The following is a 15,863-nucleotide window of genomic DNA, read 5'->3' as shown; positions in this document are numbered from 1 at the left end:
GGGCCGGACATAGGCGGACAGCGGGCGGGCCGCCGGGCCGGACGTGGGCGGGCGGCGAGCGGGCCGCCGGGTCGGACGTGGGCGGGCGGCGAGCGGGCCGCCGGGCCGGACGTGGGCGGGCAGCGGGCGGGCCGCCGGATCAGACGTAGGCGGGCAGCGGGCGGGCGGCCGGGGCCGCCTGGACCTCCCGGTAGGCCAGGGCGAGGCGCTCGGCGGCCGTCCGCAGCGTGTCCGGCGGCAGCACGTACGGCAGCCGGACGTAGTCCTCCAGGACGCCGTCCGCGCCGAACACCGGCCCGGCGACGACCCGGACGCCGAACCGCTCGGCGGTCTCGGCGAGCGCCGTGGCGACGGGCGCGCCGATCCGCGCCCACAGCGACATGCCGCCCGCGGGCGGCTTGAACTCCCAGCCGGGCAGCAGCTCGCGCAGCGCCCCGGCGAGCGCGTCCCGGCCGCGCAGCAGCGTCCGCGCGCGCTCGGCGCGGACCTCCTCGATCCGCAGCAGCAGCTCCTGGACGATCAGCTGGTCGAGCACCGGGCTGGCCATGTCGAACGGCTCGCGGGCCAGCACGAGGCGGCGCGCCAGCGGCGCGGTCGTGCGGACCCAGCCGATGCGCAGCCCGCCCCACAGCAGCTTGGACGCCGACCCGATCGTGACGACCCGGCCGCCGGTGTCGTACCCGGCGAGCGGCAGCTCGCGCGGCGCGCCGAGGTCGAGGGCGAGGTCGGCGAACGTCTCGTCGGCGACGAGGAACGCGTCGGCGCGGCGCGCGGCGTCGACGAGCGCGGCGCGGTCGCCGGCCCCCATCAGGTATCCGGTCGGGTTGTGGAAGTCGGGGATCGTGTACGCCATCCGCACGGCGGCCTGCCGCATGGCCCCGGCGGTGAGCTCGACGTCCCAGCCCTCGTTCACGCCGACCGGGACGAGCCGGGCGCCGCGGCGGCGCAGCGCGCCGAGCGCGTGCGGGTAGGTGGGCCGCTCGACCATGACGGCGTCGCCCGGCTCGACCAGCAGCTGGGACAGCAGCGTGAACGCGTGCTGCGCGCCGGTGGTGACGACGATCTGGTCGGCGCGGGTCGGGACGCCGCGCGCCGCGTAGCCGTCCGCGATGACCTGCCGCAGGCCCGCGAGCCCGGCGGGCTCGTAGCCGGGGCCCGAGCTGTAGCGGGGCAGCTCGTCGACGGCGGCGGCGACGGCCTCGCCGAAGATCGCGGGGGCGCCGGGGGTGGCGCAGCCGAGGTCGATGAAGGACGCGTCCTCGGGTGCCGGGAAGGCCTTGCCGAACCGCCCGCCGGGGGGCGCGGTGCGGCGCTCGTCGGCCGACATCCGCACCGGGGGCAGCGCCGTCCAGCTCCCCGCGCCCTGCCGGCTCTCGATGTAGCCCTCCTCGCGGAGCCGGTCGTAGGCGGTCGTCACGGTGGTGCGGCTGACGCCGAGGGCGGCGGCGAGGTCCCGTTCGGCGGGCAGCCGGGTCCGCAGGGCGAGCCGCCCGTCCAGGACGAGGCCGCGCACCGACCGGGCCAGCGCCGCGTACACCGGCCGCTCCGCCGACACGTCCCCCAGCAGCCGGGCGAGGTGCGGACCGCTCACATAACGGGTGCTCATACAAGCCACTTTCGCATAATTGGCCCTACAAGGACCAGTCCACTTCACGCCAAAGTGGTACCGAAGATAGCCACTCGGGTTCCAGGAGCGGATAATGGCCTTGATGGCACGGCGGCTCGTGCAGCTCTACCTCGGATTGGCCTTGTACGGGCTCGGGATCGCCCTCCAGGTGTCGTCCGGCCTCGGCAACGACCCGTGGGACGTCTTCCACCAGGGCCTGTCCCGCCGCTTCGGCCTGTCGATCGGCGTGTGGATTATCATCGCGGGCGTGGTAGTGATGCTCGCGTGGATCCCGCTGCGGCAGCGGCCCGGGATCGGGACGATCAGCAACGCGGTGCTCATCGGCGTGTTCGCCGACCTGTTCCTGTGGCTGCTGCCCGCCCCGGACGCGCTCGCGGCGCGCTGGGCGTACCTGCTGGTCGCGGTGCTCGCGGGCGGCGTCGCGACCGGCTGCTACATCGGCGCGGGCCTCGGCCCCGGCCCGCGCGACGGGCTGATGACCGGGATCGCCGCGCGGGGCCACTCGATCCGCGTGGTCCGGACCGGCATCGAGCTGACCGTGCTCGCCGCCGGCTGGCTGCTCGGCGGCACCGTGGGCATCGGCACGCTCCTGTACGCCCTGGCGATCGGCCCCCTGACGCACGTCTTCCTGCCGAAGCTGACGATCAGGCCCCCCGCCCCGGCCACCGAACCAGAACCCGCTCACGCCTAGTACACGTTGACCTGCGGCGTGTTGTTGTTATCCGGCCGCTCATAACAACAACACGCCGCAGGTCAACGAGGGTCAGTGGGCGAAGAGGCGGACGGCCTGCTCCGCTACCGCGGTCAGGAGCGGGGCGGCTTCGGACTTCAGCTCGGGCAGGGTGCGGGGGCCGTCGGCGAGGCTGAACGCGGCGGTGAGGCCGAGGGCGTGCAGCTCGTCCAGCGGCCCGGCGACACCGCCGGCCAGCGCCAGGCACGGGACGCCGCGGGCCCGCGCGAGGGCGGCGACGGCGGAGACGACCTTGCCGCCGGCGCTCTGCCCGTCCACCCGGCCCTCGCCGGTGATCACCAGGTCGGCGCCGGCGAGCGCGGCCGGGAGCCCGACGGCCTCGGCGACGAGCAGGGCCCCGCCGGACGGCTCGGCGCCCAGCATGCCCACGAGGCCGCCGCAGGTGCCGCCGGCCGCGCCCGCGCCGGGCAGGTCGTGCACGCGGACACCACCGCGGGTGCCGCCAAGGGTGCCGCCGCGCGCGGCGAGTACGTCGGCGAAGACGGTGAGGGCGGCGTCCAGTTCGGCGACCTGGCCGGGCGAGGCGCCCTTCTGCGGGCCGAACACGGCGGCGGCGCCATCCGGCCCGACGAGCGGGTTGGTGACGTCGCAGGCGACCCGGAACCGGGTCGCGCGGACCGCGTCCGGCACCCCCGAGTCGTCGATCGAGGCGAGCCGGGCGAGGGCCCCGCCGCCCGGCGGCAGCTCCGCCCCGGCGGCGTCCAGGAAGCGGACGCCGAGGGCGCGCAGCAGCCCCGTGCCGCCGTCGGTGCTGGCGCTGCCGCCGACGCACACGAGCACGTCGCGGGCGCCGCGCCGCACCGCGTCCGCGATCAGCTCGCCGGTGCCGGTGGTGGCGGCGTTCACCGGGTCCGGCGGGACGTCCTCCACCAGCGGCAGCCCGGACGCGGCGGCCAGCTCCACCACCGCGGACCGCCCGTCGCCGGACAGCGCGTAGCGGGCCTTGACCGGGCGCCCGAGCGGGTCGGCGGCGGCGACCTCGATCGCGTCGCCGCCGCGGGCCCGCAGGAAGCAGTCGAGGGTGCCCTCGCCGCCGTCGGCCATCGGCACCGCGGCCACCTCGGCGCCCGGGACGGCACGGCGGGCGCCCGCCTCGACGGCGGCGCACACCTCCGCCGCCGACAGGCTGCCCTTGAACGAGTCGGGCGCGACCACGATCCGCATCAGCACCACCTCCGGGGGACGCCCCGCGGGCCCCCGTGGGGCACCGGGCGACGATCGTCACCCCGCCGGGGCTCCGCTGCGGTCATCGCTCAGTGCTCGGCGGCGAGGGTGGCGAGCACGGAGGCGAACTCCTCCGGCAGGACCATCGTGTCGCCCTCGTAGCGGGTCTCCAGGTAGGTCAGCTCGCCGGCGCGCCACCAGTACAGGTGCGGGCTGAGGGAGCCGGGGCCCTCCTCGTAGGCGCGGTGGGCCTGCGCCTGCAGCTCGGTCGCCGCCGCGACCGCCGCGCGGTAGCGGGCCCTCGGGTGGCCTTCGGCGATGCGGAGCGGGTGCGCGACGATCAGGCTGCGGTTCGGCGCGATGACGAGCGCCCCGTACGGCCCGATCGGCAGGTACTCCTCCAGCCACGCCAGGTGCGTGACGGCGTAGAACGTCCAGCCGTGCAGGACCGAGACGCGGACGCCGCCGAGGTCCTGCTCGTCGAGCTGCAGGGGCCCGTCGGCGCGGACGTTGGCGCGGCCGAGCATGAACAGCGCGTCGCCGGAGACCGGCCAGCCGTTCATCTCCTCGGTCGTCACGGTCCGCACGGTGGTGGGGGTGTCGACGACGACGGCCTCGATCAGGCCGGGCGCGAACGGCCGGGCGGCGAGGACGCCGTTGTCGGCCTCGGCCGGGTAGATGCGGGTGCGCAGCAGGTGCTGGGCGAGGTCGAAGTCGCTGAGGTCGAGCGGCTCCTCGATCGCGGTGACGATCGTGGTGACGTGGTCGGAGACCAGCGCGGGCCAGTCGTCGCGCGGCACCAGCCGGGCGAGCTGCCGCAGGTCGCGCAGGCTGACGTGCAGCCGGTTCGCGCCCTCCAGCAGCATCACCTCGCCGGGCGCGCGGGTGCAGCGGTAGCCGAGGCTCTCGGCGACCAGTACGAGCAGCGAGTCGAGGGTCCCGTCGTCCCAGGGGTCGGGACGGGCATGGCGGCCGCTCATCGCGCACCTCCCGAGGGCGCTTCGAGGGTGAGCGCGCCGGGTTCCGGCACGGCGGGGCGCGGATCGAGCGGATCGAGCGGGGTGTGCGGGGGCGGCGGGGCGGCGGTGAGCACGGCGCGGGCGCCGAGTTCGAGGGTCAGCTGGCGCGGGCCGTGCCCGGCCGGGACGCCGGCGAGGACCGGGACGCCGAGCGGGCCGAGCCGGGCGGCGAACACCGCGTCGAGCTCGGCGGGGTCGCCGCAGTCGCGCCAGGAGCCGAGCGCGACCCCGGCGGCGCCGTCGAACCAGCCGGCCTGCAGGAGCTGGACGAGCATCCGGTCGATCCGGTAGGGCGCCTCGGTGACGTCCTCCAGGAAGGCGATGCGGCCGGCGGCGGGCGGCGGGGCGTACGGCGTGCCCAGCAGGGCCGTGAGCAGCGACAGGGTGCCGCCGGTGAGGGGGCCCTCCGCGCGGCCGGGCCGGAGCGCGTGCGTGCCGGGCAGGGTCACCGGGCCGCCGAACAGGGCGGTGCGCAGGGCGGCGAGCGTGTCGCCGTCCGGCCGGTCTTCGGCGAGGACGCCGGCGGGCATGGGACCGAAGGACGTGGTGACTCCTAGGCGCGTTCCAAAAGCCGCGTGCAGTGCGGTGATGTCGCTCGAGCCGTGCAGGATCTTCGGCGCGGCGGACGCGTCGGCCGCGGCGGCCAGCGCGTCCCAGTCGAGGTGGTCCAGGACGCGGGTGGCGCCGTAGCCGCCCCGCGCGCAGACCACGCCGCGGACGCGCGGGTCGCACCAGGCGTCCTGCAGGTCGGCGGCCCGGTCGGCGTCGCTGCCGGCCAGCCGGTGCCAGTCGCCCCGCACCGGCCCCGGGGCGCCCAGGTTGACACGGTCGAGGGCGTGGCCGGCGACCACGGCGTCAAGCCCGAGGCCGCGCAGCGCGGCGCAGCCGGCCTCCAGCCGGGCCGGATCGGCGGGGCCGCTGGGCGCGACCACCGCGACGGTGTCGCCGGGACGCAACCGCCCGTACCGGCGGGTCTTCCGCGTGCGGCCGCGGCCGGCGGGCATGCCGACGGCGGGCGCGGCCGGCGGCCCCTCGGCCGTCTCCGCGCGGGCGCCCCCGCTTCTCAACCCGATCCCTCCTCGCACCGCGACGGATAGAGCTTGTCAGGATCCGGACGCCAGTGGAAGGGGCCGCCGGTCACGACCCGCCAACAGATCATCGTCACCCGGTCACCGCCCCGCGCCGAGCGCGAGGCCGGCGAGCCGCGGCAGCGCCTCGCCGATCGGCCGGCGCACCACCGCGTCGGCCAGCCCATCGTACGGCGTCTCCTCGGCGTTGATGATCACCAGCCGGGCGCCGGCGTCGAGCGCCTCCAGGCACAGCCCGGCGGCGGGCTGCACGGTCAGCGAGGTGCCGACGGCCACGAACAGCCCGCAGGAGCGCGCCGCGGTGATCGCCGCGTCCAGGACGTCCTCGTCGAGGGCCTGACCGAAGGAGATCGTCGCGGACTTCTGCACGCCGCCGCAGCCGGCGCAGGGCGGGTCGTCCTCGCCGGCGTCGACGCGGGCGAGGATGTCGGGCATGGGGGTGCGCAGGCCGCAGGACAGGCAGACGGCGTCGCGGACCGTGCCGTGGATCTCGATGACCGCGGCGTCGGAGGACCCGGCGCGCTGGTGCAGGCCGTCGATGTTCTGGGTGATCAGGGCGCGCAGCCGCCCGGCCCGCTCCAGCTCGACGAGGGCGGCGTGCGCGGCGTTGGGCTCGGCGTCCCAGACCGGGTCGTCGCGGCGGGACCGCCAGGCGCGCCGCCGGACGTCGGGGTCGGCGAGGTAGGTGCCGATCGTGGACATCGCCTGGGCGGCCGGGTCCCTCGTCCACACGCCCTGCGGGCCGCGGAAGTCGGGGAGGCCGCTGTCGGTGGAGATCCCGGCGCCGGTCAGCACGGTGATCGGGCCGATCTCGGGCAAAAGTCCGGCGAGCGTCAGGGGAGCGTCCACCCTGACATGGTAGGTGTCGTCCCGGGGTGGGAGCGGCGGCCGGCGCCCGTCCCGGCTAACGGATCAGTATCGGGCCGGTCCTTACACAGGGTCACGGACCGACCGGCCCGCAAAAGGTGACAAACTGTGCCCCGTATGAGGTCGACGCCGCACATCCTGGTGGTCAACGGCACCAAGGTCCGCCGCCCGGTGTTCATCCTGGGGGCTCCGCACTCGGGTGCGGAGCTGCTGGCGCGCGCGGTCAAGCGGTCCCCCGGCTTCCACCTGACCACCGGCCGCCCCGGCGTCCTGCGCGTCACCTACGCGTTCGCCCGGCAGCCGTCGATCGCCACCGAGCGCGGCAAGGGCGCGGCGCGGGTGCTGCGGGACGCCTACGCCGAGGCGTGGCAGGTCTCGGCCCGCGCCTGCGCGCAGTGCTCCGACGAGTGCCGGGAGCTGGCCGGCCTGCCGCCGCGCCCGCCCGTCCCGCCCGGCCGCCCGGCGCCCGCGGCGGACCTGCCCGGCCCGTGCGCGGACCCGCAGGGCCTCGAACGGTTCGCCGACGCCTCCCCCGACCTGATCTACAGCGCCGACGTGCTGCTGGACGCCTTCCCCGACGCGCAGCTCGTCCAGGTGATCCGGGACGGCCGGGACGTGGTCGCCGACATGCTGGACGACGAGCGCTGCCTGGCCTGGTTCAAGCCGGGCCTGGCCAACCTCGACACCGTGTTCCCCAACCCGTTCCTCGGCGTCGAGGACCACACCGACCGCAACCGCTGGCCGCGCGCCGCGGCCGCCGTCAAGTGCGCGCTGCGCTGGCGCGGCTCGGTGCGGCTCAGCGCGAGTCTGCGCCGGCAGGTGCCGGAGGAGCAGCTGCTCACCGTCCGCTACGAGGAGCTGGTGGCCCGGCCGCGCGACGTCACCGCCGGGCTGTCGCGGTACCTCGACGCTCGGGTCCCGAGGACGGCCCTGTCGGGCCTGGTCCGGGCCGGCGAGGCGACCGACGGCGGGGTCGGGTCGTGGCGCGACCGGCTCACCCAGCGCCAGGCCGCCCAGGTCGAGAAGGTCGCCGGCACCGAGCTGCGGCGGCTCGGCTACCGCACCGGGCCGGCGGGCTGACCGGCTCCTCGGCTACTCGGCGCCCAGCGGCTCGGCCTGCCGCTCCCCGTCGCGCTGGTGGGCGAACTGGGTGCGGTACAGCTCGGCGTACAGGCCGCCCGCCAGCAGCAGCTCCTCGTGCCGGCCGCGCTCGGCGACCCGGCCGTCCTGGATGACCAGGATCTGGTCGGCCTCCCGGATCGTGGACAGCCGGTGCGCGATCACCAGCGACGTCCGGCCGGCGAGGGCGGTGCGCAGCGCCCGCTGCACGGCCGCCTCGGACTCGGAGTCCAGGTGCGCGGTCGCCTCGTCCAGCACGACGACGGAGGGCGCCTTGAGCAGCAGCCGCGCGATCGCGAGGCGCTGCTTCTCGCCGCCCGACAGCCGGTAGCCGCGGTCGCCGACGACCGTGTCGAGCCCCTCGGGCATCTCGGCGACGAGATCGCCGATGTGCGCGGCCTCCACGGCCGCCAGGATCTCCTCGTCGGTGGCGTCCGGGCGGGCGTAGCGCATGTTCTCCCGGATCGTGTCGTGGAACAGGTGCGCGTCCTGGCTGACGACGCCGACCTCGCCGCGCAGCGACTCCAGCGTCACGTCGCGGACGTCGGCGCCGCCGACCCGCACCGCGCCGCCGGACACGTCGTACAGCCGCGACACCAGGTGCGTGATCGTCGACTTGCCCGCGCCGGACGGCCCGACGAGCGCGACGAGCTGGCCCGGCGCCGCCCGGAAGTCGACGTCGTGCAGGACCTCCCGGCTGGGCGAGGTGTCGGTGCGGGCGATCGACTCCAGCGAGGCCAGCGACACCTCGTCCGCCGCCGGGTAGGCGAACCGGACATGGTCGAACTCGACCGACGGCGCCTTGCTCAGGCTCGTCGACGGTGCGCGCTCCTCGCCCAGCGGGCGGGCGTCCTCGCGGTCGCGGATCAGCGGCTTGAGGTCGAGCACCTCGAACACCCGGTCGAAGCTCACCAGCGCGGTCATGACGTCCACGTGGACGTTGGACAGCGCGGTCAGCGGCCCGTACATCCGGGTCAGCAGGGTGGCGAGCGCGACGAGCGTGCCGAGCTGGAGGGTGCCGCCCACGGCCAGGGAGCCGCCGACGCCGTAGACCATGGCGGTGGCGAGCGCCGCGACGAGCGTCAGCGCGGTGAAGAAGACCCGCCCGTACATGGCTGCCACGATGCCGATGTCGCGGACGCGGGCCGCGCGGCGGGAGAAGTTCTCCTCCTCCTCGGCGGGCCGCCCGTACAGCTTGGCGAGCATCGCGCCGGCGACGTTGAACCGCTCGGTCATCAGCGAGCCCATCTCGGCGTCCAGCACCATCTGCTCGCGGCTGACCCGCTGGAGCCGCTTGCCGACCCACTTGGCCGGCAGGACGAAGATCGGGAGCAGCAGCAGCGCGATCAGCGTGACCTGCCAGGACAGGAACATCATCGTGGCCAGCACCAGCACCAGGCTGATCACGTTCGACACCACCGACGACAGCGTGGTGGTGAGGGCGCGCTGCGCGCCGATCACGTCGTTGTTGAGGCGGCTGACGAGCGAGCCCGTCTGCGCCCGCATGAAGAACGCGACCGGCTGCCGCTGGACGTGCGCGAACACCTGGCTGCGCAGGTCGTAGATCAGCCCCTCGCCGATGCGCGCCGAGAACCAGCGCTGCGCGAGGCCGAGCACCGCCTCCACGAACGCGAGCACCGCGACCGCGACGGCGAGCCAGATCACGACGTCCTGGCGGCCCGGCACGATGCCGCTGTCGATGATCGACTTCAGCAGCAGCGGGTTCGCCACGACGATCACCGCGGCGAGCGAGTTCAGCGCGAGGAAGACCACCAGCTCGCGCACGTAGGGACGGGCGTACCCGGCGATCCGCCCGACGGTGCCGGGCTTGAGCTTCTGCTGGGTGACGGAGCTGTCCTTGCGGAACGAGGCCATCACCTGCCAGCCGTTGCCTGGCATTCCCACATCTGCCTCCGCTGGGTCCGTACCGCCGGCGCCACCGGCATCGGCGGCATCGGCGTAATCAAGTAAGCATCTCAGTATCCGGCCCTCACAACGCCGTCCCGCCCGGCGGGCTTCCCGGCTCCGCTCACGGCGTAACGCCTCTGGACAAGGCGTCCCGCCGGTGCGAGCGTGATCGGCGTCCCCAGGCTCACACCCCCCTGGAGCCCACAAGTGAAACGACGCCTCCCCGGCGGCGCCGGCGTGCTCGCCCTCACCGCCGCGCTGCTCGCCACGACCGCGGCACCCGCCGCCGCGGACGTCCCCGCGAGGGACGCCACACCCCAGGTGACCGTGCGGAACGGCGAGACGCAGCCCGTCTTCTCCCGCGCCGACGCCGTCACCCAGACCGTCGACATCGAGACCACCGCCGACAGCGACCGCGACGGCATGCGCGACCGCGTGCGGATGCGGATCATGCGCCCGAAGGAGACCGCCACCGCCGGCCTCCGGGTCCCGACGATCCTGGAGCCGAGCCCGTACTGGGCCGGGATCAACAGCGTCCCGAACCACCCGGTCGACATCGGCGACGCGAGCCGGCACGCGCTGACGACCACGGCCCGCGATCTCGCGGAGATGTTCCCCGGGTACTACGACAACTACTTCCTGCCGCGCGGCTACGCGGTCGCCGACCTCGACAGCATCGGGACGGGCGGCTCCACCGGCTGCCCCACGTCCGGGGACCGCGGCGAGCAGGCGGGCGCCAGGGCGGCGGTGGACTGGCTGAACGGCCGCGCCCGCGGCTTCGCGCCGGACGGCGCGCCGGTGCGGGCGGACTGGTCCACCGGCAACGTCGGCATGATCGGCCAGTCCTACGACGGGACGCTGCCGAACATGGCGGCGGCCACCGGCGTCGAGGGGCTGAAGGCCATCGTCCCGATCGCCGGGATCTCCAGCTGGTACGACTACTACCGCGCGGGCGGCGGCGTCGTCGCGCCCGGCGGCTACCAGGGCGAAGACCTCGACATCCTCGCCAAGGCGGTGCTGACCCGCCGGAATCCCGAGGTCTGCAAGAAGATCATCGACGAGATAGAGGCGACGCAGGACCGCGAGACCGGCGACTACTCCAAGGTCTGGGCCGAGCGCGACTACGTGGGGCAGGCGCGCAAGGTGCGCGCCGCCGTGATGGTCGTGCACGGGCTCAACGACTGGAACGTCAAGATCAAGAACTCGGTGCAGTGGTGGAACGCGCTGAAGGAGACCGGCGTCCCGCTGAAGCTGTGGCTGCACCAGGGCGACCACTCGACGCCGTTCCGCTGGCGGGTCGAGGAGTGGCTGCGGCAGACGCTGCACTGGTTCGACCGGTACCTGTACGGCGTCCGCAACGGGATCGAGCACGAGCCGCGCGTCGACGTCCAGCACGCGGACGGGACGTGGGAGACGGCGCGCGACTGGCCCGTCCCCGGCACCCGCACCGTCCCGGTCGCGCTGAACGCCGGGCCGTCCGGGCAGCCGGGCGCCCTCGGCCCCCGGCCCCGGCCCGGTGCGCCCCAGTCGTTCACCGACGAGGGCCGGACCCGCACCGCCGAGCAGCTCCTCGCCAATGAGGACCGGGCCGACCCGAACCGGCTCGCCTACCTGACCGGGCCGCTGCCCGGCGCCGTCCGGATCGACGGCGTCCCGTCGGTGTCGCTGCGGGCCTCGATCGACGGCCGGTCGCCGTACCTGACGGCGCTGCTGGTCGACTACGGCACCGGCACCCGCCCCACCGGCGCCCGCGTGAGCACCGGCGAGCAGGTCTGCTACGGCCAGAGCGTGCCGGGCGACTCCGGCTGCACGACCCGGCAGGAGCTGCGGATGGAGACCGCCCCCTACAAGATCATCACGCGGGGCTGGCTGGACGTCCGGAACCGGCACGGCTTCAGCCGCAGCGAGCCGGTCGAGGCCGGGAGGACCTACACGTTCCGGTGGAGGCTCGAACCGGCCGACTACACCGTGGAGGCCGGCCACCGGCTCGGTGTGGTCCTGCTGTCCACCGACCACGACTACACGCTGCGCTACCCGGCCGGGACCGGGGTCGCGGTGCGGCCCGGCGTCAGCCGCGTGCTGCTGCCGCTGGCGCGCGGCGGCCGGGAGCACCTGGGATAGCGGCCCTGGGAGGCGGGCCAAGGCGGGCCCGCCTCCCAGCAGGTCACCTGCCGAACATCTCGCGGAGGCGGCCGGTCTGCTCGCGGCGCTCCGCGGCGCACTGCTGCTCCAGGGTGTTCTCGGCGGCCTCCCACAGCAGCCGCTTGGTCGCCACGGCCGCGCCGGGGTTCACCGCCAGCAGCGACGCCACCAGGTCCCGGACGGCGGCGTCCAGGCCGTCGCGGGGTACGACGATCTCGGCGAGGCCGAGCCGGGCCGCCTCGTCGGCGAGGACCGTCCGCGCGGTCAGGCACAGCTCCAGCGCGCGCCCGATGCCGACGATCTCCACCAGCGGCTTGGTGCCGGTCAGGTCGGGGACGAGCCCGAGCGCGGGCTCCTTCATGCAGAACCTGGCGTCGTCGGCCACGACCCGGATGTCGCAGGCCAGCGCCAGCTGGAAGCCGCCGCCGATCGCGTGCCCGTGCACGGCCGCGACCGTCACGATGTCGGGGCGCCGCAGCCAGGTGTAGCCCTCCTGCAGTTCCGCGATGAAGCGGTCGGTGGCCTCGGCGTCCGAGCCGTCGGCGAAGCCCTCGCCCTCCCCGGAGAACATGCCGAGGTCGATGCCCGCCGAGAAGCACGGGCCCGCGCCGCGCAGGACGACGACGCGCACGTCCGCGGGCAGGGAGCGGCCGATCGCGGCGAGCCCCCGCCAGGTGTCGAACGTCATGGCGTTGCGCCGCTCGGGCCGGTTCAGGGTGACGGTCGCGACGGCGCCGTCCACCGCCAGCCGCAGCCCGGCCCCGTCCAGGTCCGTCTTCCCCTGGCCGGTGCCTGCGATGGCCGCATCCGGCCGCCCCGTCGTCGCGTCCCCCACTGGTCTCCCTCTCGATGAGCGCGCCCGCGCCGGTACGGCGCGAGCATGGCGGGCCCGCCCCGCCGTCCACGGGGCGGGACCCGCTCGCCCGGTCCGCCGCCGCGACCGAACCCTACTCGGTCGGCCGCGGCGCCGGATCAGGCGGTGCGCTCATCCGGGGGCAGGGGTCCGGTCAGGACTTCTTGCCCCGGGTCGCGCCACCGCGACCGCGCAGGTTGACGCCGGACTCGGTCAGAATCCGGTGGATGAAACCGTACGAGCGGCCGGTGGCGGCTGCCAGGGCGCGGATGCTCTCGCCGGAGTCGTACCTCTTCTTCAGGTCCGCCGCCAGCTTGTCGCGCTCGGCACCGGTCACGCGGGTGCCCTTCTTAAGGGTCTCGGCCACGAGTACCTCCCGTAGTGATGTGGTGACCGCTGCGTTATCCCCCGCCATGATCAGTCATTCCCGGCTGTTCGGCTACCCACTCGGCCAGAAAAGATCTGCGGAAGTCACCTCGCAGGTCACGCGAGCGCCACCAGATCGGCAAACTCGTCACTCCAGATGTCTTCCACACCATCGGGGAGCAAAATCACTCTTTCCGGGGCGAGCGCGTCGACGGCGCCCTCGTCGTGGGTCACCAGGACGATGGCTCCGGCGAACGTCCGGAGGGCGCCGAGGATCTCCTCGCGGCTGGCCGGATCGAGGTTGTTGGTGGGCTCGTCCAGCAGCAGCACGTTGGCGCTCGACACCACCAGCATCGCCAGTGCCAGCCGGGTCTTCTCGCCGCCCGACAGGACCCCGGCGGGCTTGTCCACGTCGTCGCCGGAGAACAGGAACGAGCCGAGGATCTTGCGGACCTCGACGGGCGCCATGCCGGGCGCCGCCGACTGCATGTTCTCCAGGACGGAGCGCTCGACGTCCAGGGTCTCGTGCTCCTGCGCGTAGTAGCCGAGGCGCAGCCCGTGCCCGGCCACCACCGCCCCGGTGTCGGGCTTGTCGACGCCCGCGAGCATGCGCAGCAGGGTGGTCTTGCCGGCGCCGTTCAGGCCGAGGACGACGACGCGGCTGCCCCGGTCGACGGCCAGGTCCACGTCGGTGAAAATCTCCAAAGATCCGTACGATTTCGACAAACCCTCCGCGGTGAGGGGGGTCCGGCCGCACGGCGCCGGTTCCGGGAAGCGGATCTTGGCGACCTTGTCGGCCTGCCGCTCGCCCTCCACGCCCGCCAGCAGCTGCCGGGCGCGCCGGTCCATCTGCTGGGCCGCCTTGGCCTTGGTCGCCTTCGCGCGCATCTTGTCGGCCTGCGACAGCAGCGTCGCCGCCTGCCGGTGCGCGTTGGCCGACTCGCGCTTGCGGCGCCGCTCGTCGGTCTCGCGCTGGTCGAGGTACTTCTTCCAGCCGACGTTGTAGATGTCGACCACGCAGCGGTTGGCGTCCAGGTGGAACACCCGGTTGACGACCGCGCCCAGCAGCTCCACGTCGTGGCTGATCACGACCAGGCCGCCCTGGTGGCCCTTCAGGAAGTCGCGGAGCCACACGATCGAGTCGGCGTCCAGGTGGTTGGTCGGCTCGTCCAGCAGCAGGGTGTCGGCGCCGGAGAACAGGATGCGGGCCAGCTCGACGCGGCGCCGCTGGCCGCCCGACAGCGTCCCGAGCGGCTGCGCCATCACCCGGTCGGGCAGGCCGAGGCTGGAGGCGATGGAGGCGGCCTCGGCCTCCGCGCTGTAGCCGCCCAGCACGTGCAGGCGCTCCTCGAGGCGCCCGTAGCGGCGGACGGCCTTGTCCCGCTCGGCCCCGGTCTCGGCCGCCATGGCGTCCTCGGCGGCGCGCAGCTTGCGGATCACCTCGTCCAGCCCGCGGGCCGACAGGATCCGGTCGCGGGCCAGCTCCGCCAGGTCGACGCCGCGCGGGTCCTGCGGCAGGTAGCCGATCGTGCCGGAGGACGTCACGGCGCCCTGCGCGGGCACCGCCTCCCCGGCCAGCACCTTGGTGAGGGTGGTCTTGCCGGCGCCGTTGCGGCCGACGAAGCCGACCCGGTCACCGGGGTTGACCCGGAACGTGGCGGTCTCGATCAGCAGCCGGGACCCGGCGCGCAGCTCGATGTCTTTCGCGATGATCACAGTGACAGGGCTCCCCTGACGGACGGCTCGGTGGACAGGCGCACGAAACGGCGCGCCGCGCGGCCTCGCAGACCGCCGGCGCGCCCGGGGCGCTCTGTCAGTTCGGGAGCTGAACCATCCGCCCATTGTACGTGACCGGCCGAGCGGAGCTCGTCGTCTGAATGGTGGTGGGCGGGGCTGGAGGACGGTGAGGCCGGTCTCGGCCAGGGAGATTCGGTGGGGAAGGCATGTGTGAAGCGCTCACCGCGGGCCAGTATGAGGATGGCGGCGTGCGGCGGGACGGCACCGGGACCGGCGTTCCCGGCGTGGAGGAGGGTGAGTCGGATGACCCGGGTCACGGGCAACGTGCCGGAGGGGACCCCGAACTGGCTCGACATCGGCGTCCCCGACCTGGAGCGGGCGAAGACGTTCTACGGGACGCTCCTCGGCTGGCAGTTCCAGGACACCGGCCCCGAAGGGGGCCACTACAACATGTGCGTGCTGGGCGGCGAGCCCGTCGCCGGGATGATGCGCAACCCCGATGAGGGGCCAGGCGAGTACTGGTGGACCGTCTACTTCGCCGCCGACGACTGCGACGGGCTGGCCGAGCGCGCCGCCGGCGCGGGCGGGGAGGTCGTCGTCCCGCCCATGGACGTGATGGACCAGGGCCGCATGGCGATCGTCAGGGATCCGCAGGGCGGCCAGTTCGGGCTGTGGCAGGGCCGGGCCCACCCCGGCTCCCGGATCGTCAACGACCCGGGCTCGTTCACCTGGAACGACCTCTTCGCGCCCGACGCGGGGCCGGCCCGCGCGTTCTACACGGCGGTGTTCGGGTTCGAGCTGGAGCAGATCCCCGGCGGCATGGACTACACCGTGGTGCGCCGCGCGGGCGACGGCCGCTACATCGGCGGGATCCTCGGCGGCGAGGGCCTCGTCCTCGGCGGCGGCGAGGGCCCGGTCGCGTCGTGGCTCACCTACTTCGCGGTCGACGACCCCGACGCGGCGGTCCGCAAGGTCCGCGCCGGCGGCGGCTCGGTCGACGAGGAGCCCGTCGACACCCCGTACGGCCGCATGGCCACCGTCCGCGACCCGTTCGGGGTGCCGTTCCGGGTGATGAGGCCGGCGCCCCAGCCCGGGTCGTGACCGGTCTCCGCGGGCCCGGCCCGGCGCCGGGCCGGGCCCGCGGTTCATCCCGGCCGCGCGGCCGGCAGCCGCGGCCCCATCGGCTGGGGGAGCCGCGGGTGCCCGGACGGGCCGACCCAGA

Annotated in this window: 13 protein-coding genes; 4 read left to right on the top strand and 9 right to left on the bottom strand. The window is 74.8% G+C overall.

Annotation, left to right across the window (positions count from 1 at the left end; all coding sequences use genetic code 11):
* Nucleotides 1–139: 139 nt before the first annotated feature.
* Nucleotides 140–1,606, bottom strand: coding sequence for a MocR-like transcription factor YczR (gene yczR / locus ABZ806_RS34925; protein ID WP_500221794.1), 1,467 nt, complete (start codon nucleotides 1,604–1,606; stop codon nucleotides 140–142).
* A gap of 94 nt (nucleotides 1,607–1,700) precedes the next feature.
* On the opposite strand from yczR, the gene yczE reads away from it, so the two are divergent.
* Nucleotides 1,701–2,318, top strand: coding sequence for a membrane protein YczE (gene yczE / locus ABZ806_RS34920; protein ID WP_500221792.1), 618 nt, complete (start codon nucleotides 1,701–1,703; stop codon nucleotides 2,316–2,318).
* Nucleotides 2,319–2,390: 72 nt separating this feature from the next.
* Here the strand turns inward: yczE and ABZ806_RS34915 are convergent, their stop codons facing one another.
* From ABZ806_RS34915 to ABZ806_RS34900, 4 genes are all read right to left on the bottom strand, one after another.
* Entirely contained in the window at nucleotides 2,391–3,542 is a 1,152-nt protein-coding gene (locus ABZ806_RS34915; RefSeq protein WP_500221789.1) for a glycerate kinase, read from the bottom strand.
* Between the two features lie 89 nt (nucleotides 3,543–3,631).
* A complete protein-coding gene (locus ABZ806_RS34910) occupies nucleotides 3,632–4,522 on the bottom strand; it encodes a hypothetical protein (RefSeq protein WP_500221787.1) in 891 nt (296 codons plus the stop codon).
* A complete protein-coding gene (locus ABZ806_RS34905; RefSeq protein ID WP_500221784.1) occupies nucleotides 4,519–5,628 on the bottom strand; it encodes a S66 peptidase family protein in 1,110 nt (369 codons plus the stop codon). Before ABZ806_RS34905 ends, ABZ806_RS34910 begins: the two co-directional genes overlap by 4 nt.
* Nucleotides 5,629–5,730: 102 nt before the next feature.
* Nucleotides 5,731–6,498 (bottom strand): SIR2 family NAD-dependent protein deacylase, encoded by a 768-nt coding sequence (locus ABZ806_RS34900; protein ID WP_500221782.1) that lies wholly within the window; start codon nucleotides 6,496–6,498, stop codon nucleotides 5,731–5,733.
* Between the two features lie 135 nt (nucleotides 6,499–6,633).
* On the opposite strand from ABZ806_RS34900, the gene ABZ806_RS34895 reads away from it, so the two are divergent.
* Nucleotides 6,634–7,596, top strand: a complete 963-nt coding sequence (locus ABZ806_RS34895) for a sulfotransferase family protein (protein WP_500221780.1) — start codon at nucleotides 6,634–6,636, stop codon at nucleotides 7,594–7,596.
* Nucleotides 7,597–7,608: 12 nt separating this feature from the next.
* Here ABZ806_RS34895 and ABZ806_RS34890 read toward each other — a convergent pair whose 3' ends face one another.
* The gene (locus ABZ806_RS34890; RefSeq protein ID WP_500221845.1) at nucleotides 7,609–9,534 is read right to left on the bottom strand and encodes an ABC transporter ATP-binding protein; all 1,926 of its coding nucleotides are present in this window, start codon (nucleotides 9,532–9,534) and stop codon (nucleotides 7,609–7,611) included.
* Between the two features lie 216 nt (nucleotides 9,535–9,750).
* On the opposite strand from ABZ806_RS34890, the gene ABZ806_RS34885 reads away from it, so the two are divergent.
* Nucleotides 9,751–11,664 carry a Xaa-Pro dipeptidyl-peptidase gene (locus ABZ806_RS34885; protein WP_500221777.1) on the top strand — a complete coding sequence of 638 codons (1,914 nt, stop codon included), beginning with the start codon at nucleotides 9,751–9,753 and terminating at the stop codon, nucleotides 11,662–11,664.
* A gap of 43 nt (nucleotides 11,665–11,707) precedes the next feature.
* On the opposite strand, the gene ABZ806_RS34880 is transcribed toward ABZ806_RS34885, so the two are convergent.
* The 3 genes from ABZ806_RS34880 to abc-f all read right to left on the bottom strand — a co-directional run bounded on the left by ABZ806_RS34880 (nucleotide 11,708) and on the right by abc-f (nucleotide 14,620).
* Nucleotides 11,708–12,520: an enoyl-CoA hydratase/isomerase family protein gene (locus ABZ806_RS34880; protein WP_500221774.1), complete on the bottom strand. Its 813-nt coding sequence runs from the start codon at nucleotides 12,518–12,520 to the stop codon at nucleotides 11,708–11,710.
* A 172-nt stretch (nucleotides 12,521–12,692) separates the two neighbouring features.
* The gene (locus ABZ806_RS34875) at nucleotides 12,693–12,905 is read right to left on the bottom strand and encodes a helix-turn-helix domain-containing protein (RefSeq protein WP_021596738.1); all 213 of its coding nucleotides are present in this window, start codon (nucleotides 12,903–12,905) and stop codon (nucleotides 12,693–12,695) included.
* 116 nt (nucleotides 12,906–13,021) lie between these two features.
* The gene (gene abc-f / locus ABZ806_RS34870) at nucleotides 13,022–14,620 is read right to left on the bottom strand and encodes a ribosomal protection-like ABC-F family protein (RefSeq protein ID WP_500221772.1); all 1,599 of its coding nucleotides are present in this window, start codon (nucleotides 14,618–14,620) and stop codon (nucleotides 13,022–13,024) included.
* 324 nt (nucleotides 14,621–14,944) lie between these two features.
* Between abc-f and ABZ806_RS34865 the strand changes: the two genes are divergently transcribed.
* Entirely contained in the window at nucleotides 14,945–15,742 is a 798-nt protein-coding gene (locus ABZ806_RS34865; protein ID WP_500221770.1) for a VOC family protein, read from the top strand.
* Nucleotides 15,743–15,863: the final 121 nt, after the last annotated feature.

The sequence above is a fragment of the Spirillospora sp. NPDC047418 genome (genome assembly GCF_040643275.1).
In the GTDB taxonomy this organism is placed as follows: domain Bacteria; phylum Actinomycetota; class Actinomycetes; order Streptosporangiales; family Streptosporangiaceae; genus Spirillospora.
The sequence above is the reverse complement of the archived record's forward strand: the minus strand, read 5'-3'. Positions and strand labels throughout refer to the sequence as shown.

Coding starts and splice junctions, on each gene's coding strand:
- yczR (WP_500221794.1), bottom strand. CDS start 1,606: ATGAGCACCCGTTATGTGAGCGGTCCGCACCTCGCCCGGCTGCTGGGG.
- yczE (WP_500221792.1), top strand. CDS start 1,701: ATGGCCTTGATGGCACGGCGGCTCGTGCAGCTCTACCTCGGATTGGCC.
- ABZ806_RS34915 (WP_500221789.1), bottom strand. CDS start 3,542: ATGCGGATCGTGGTCGCGCCCGACTCGTTCAAGGGCAGCCTGTCGGCG.
- ABZ806_RS34910 (WP_500221787.1), bottom strand. CDS start 4,522: ATGAGCGGCCGCCATGCCCGTCCCGACCCCTGGGACGACGGGACCCTC.
- ABZ806_RS34895 (WP_500221780.1), top strand. CDS start 6,634: ATGAGGTCGACGCCGCACATCCTGGTGGTCAACGGCACCAAGGTCCGC.
- ABZ806_RS34890 (WP_500221845.1), bottom strand. CDS start 9,534: ATGCCAGGCAACGGCTGGCAGGTGATGGCCTCGTTCCGCAAGGACAGC.
- ABZ806_RS34865 (WP_500221770.1), top strand. CDS start 14,945: ATGACCCGGGTCACGGGCAACGTGCCGGAGGGGACCCCGAACTGGCTC.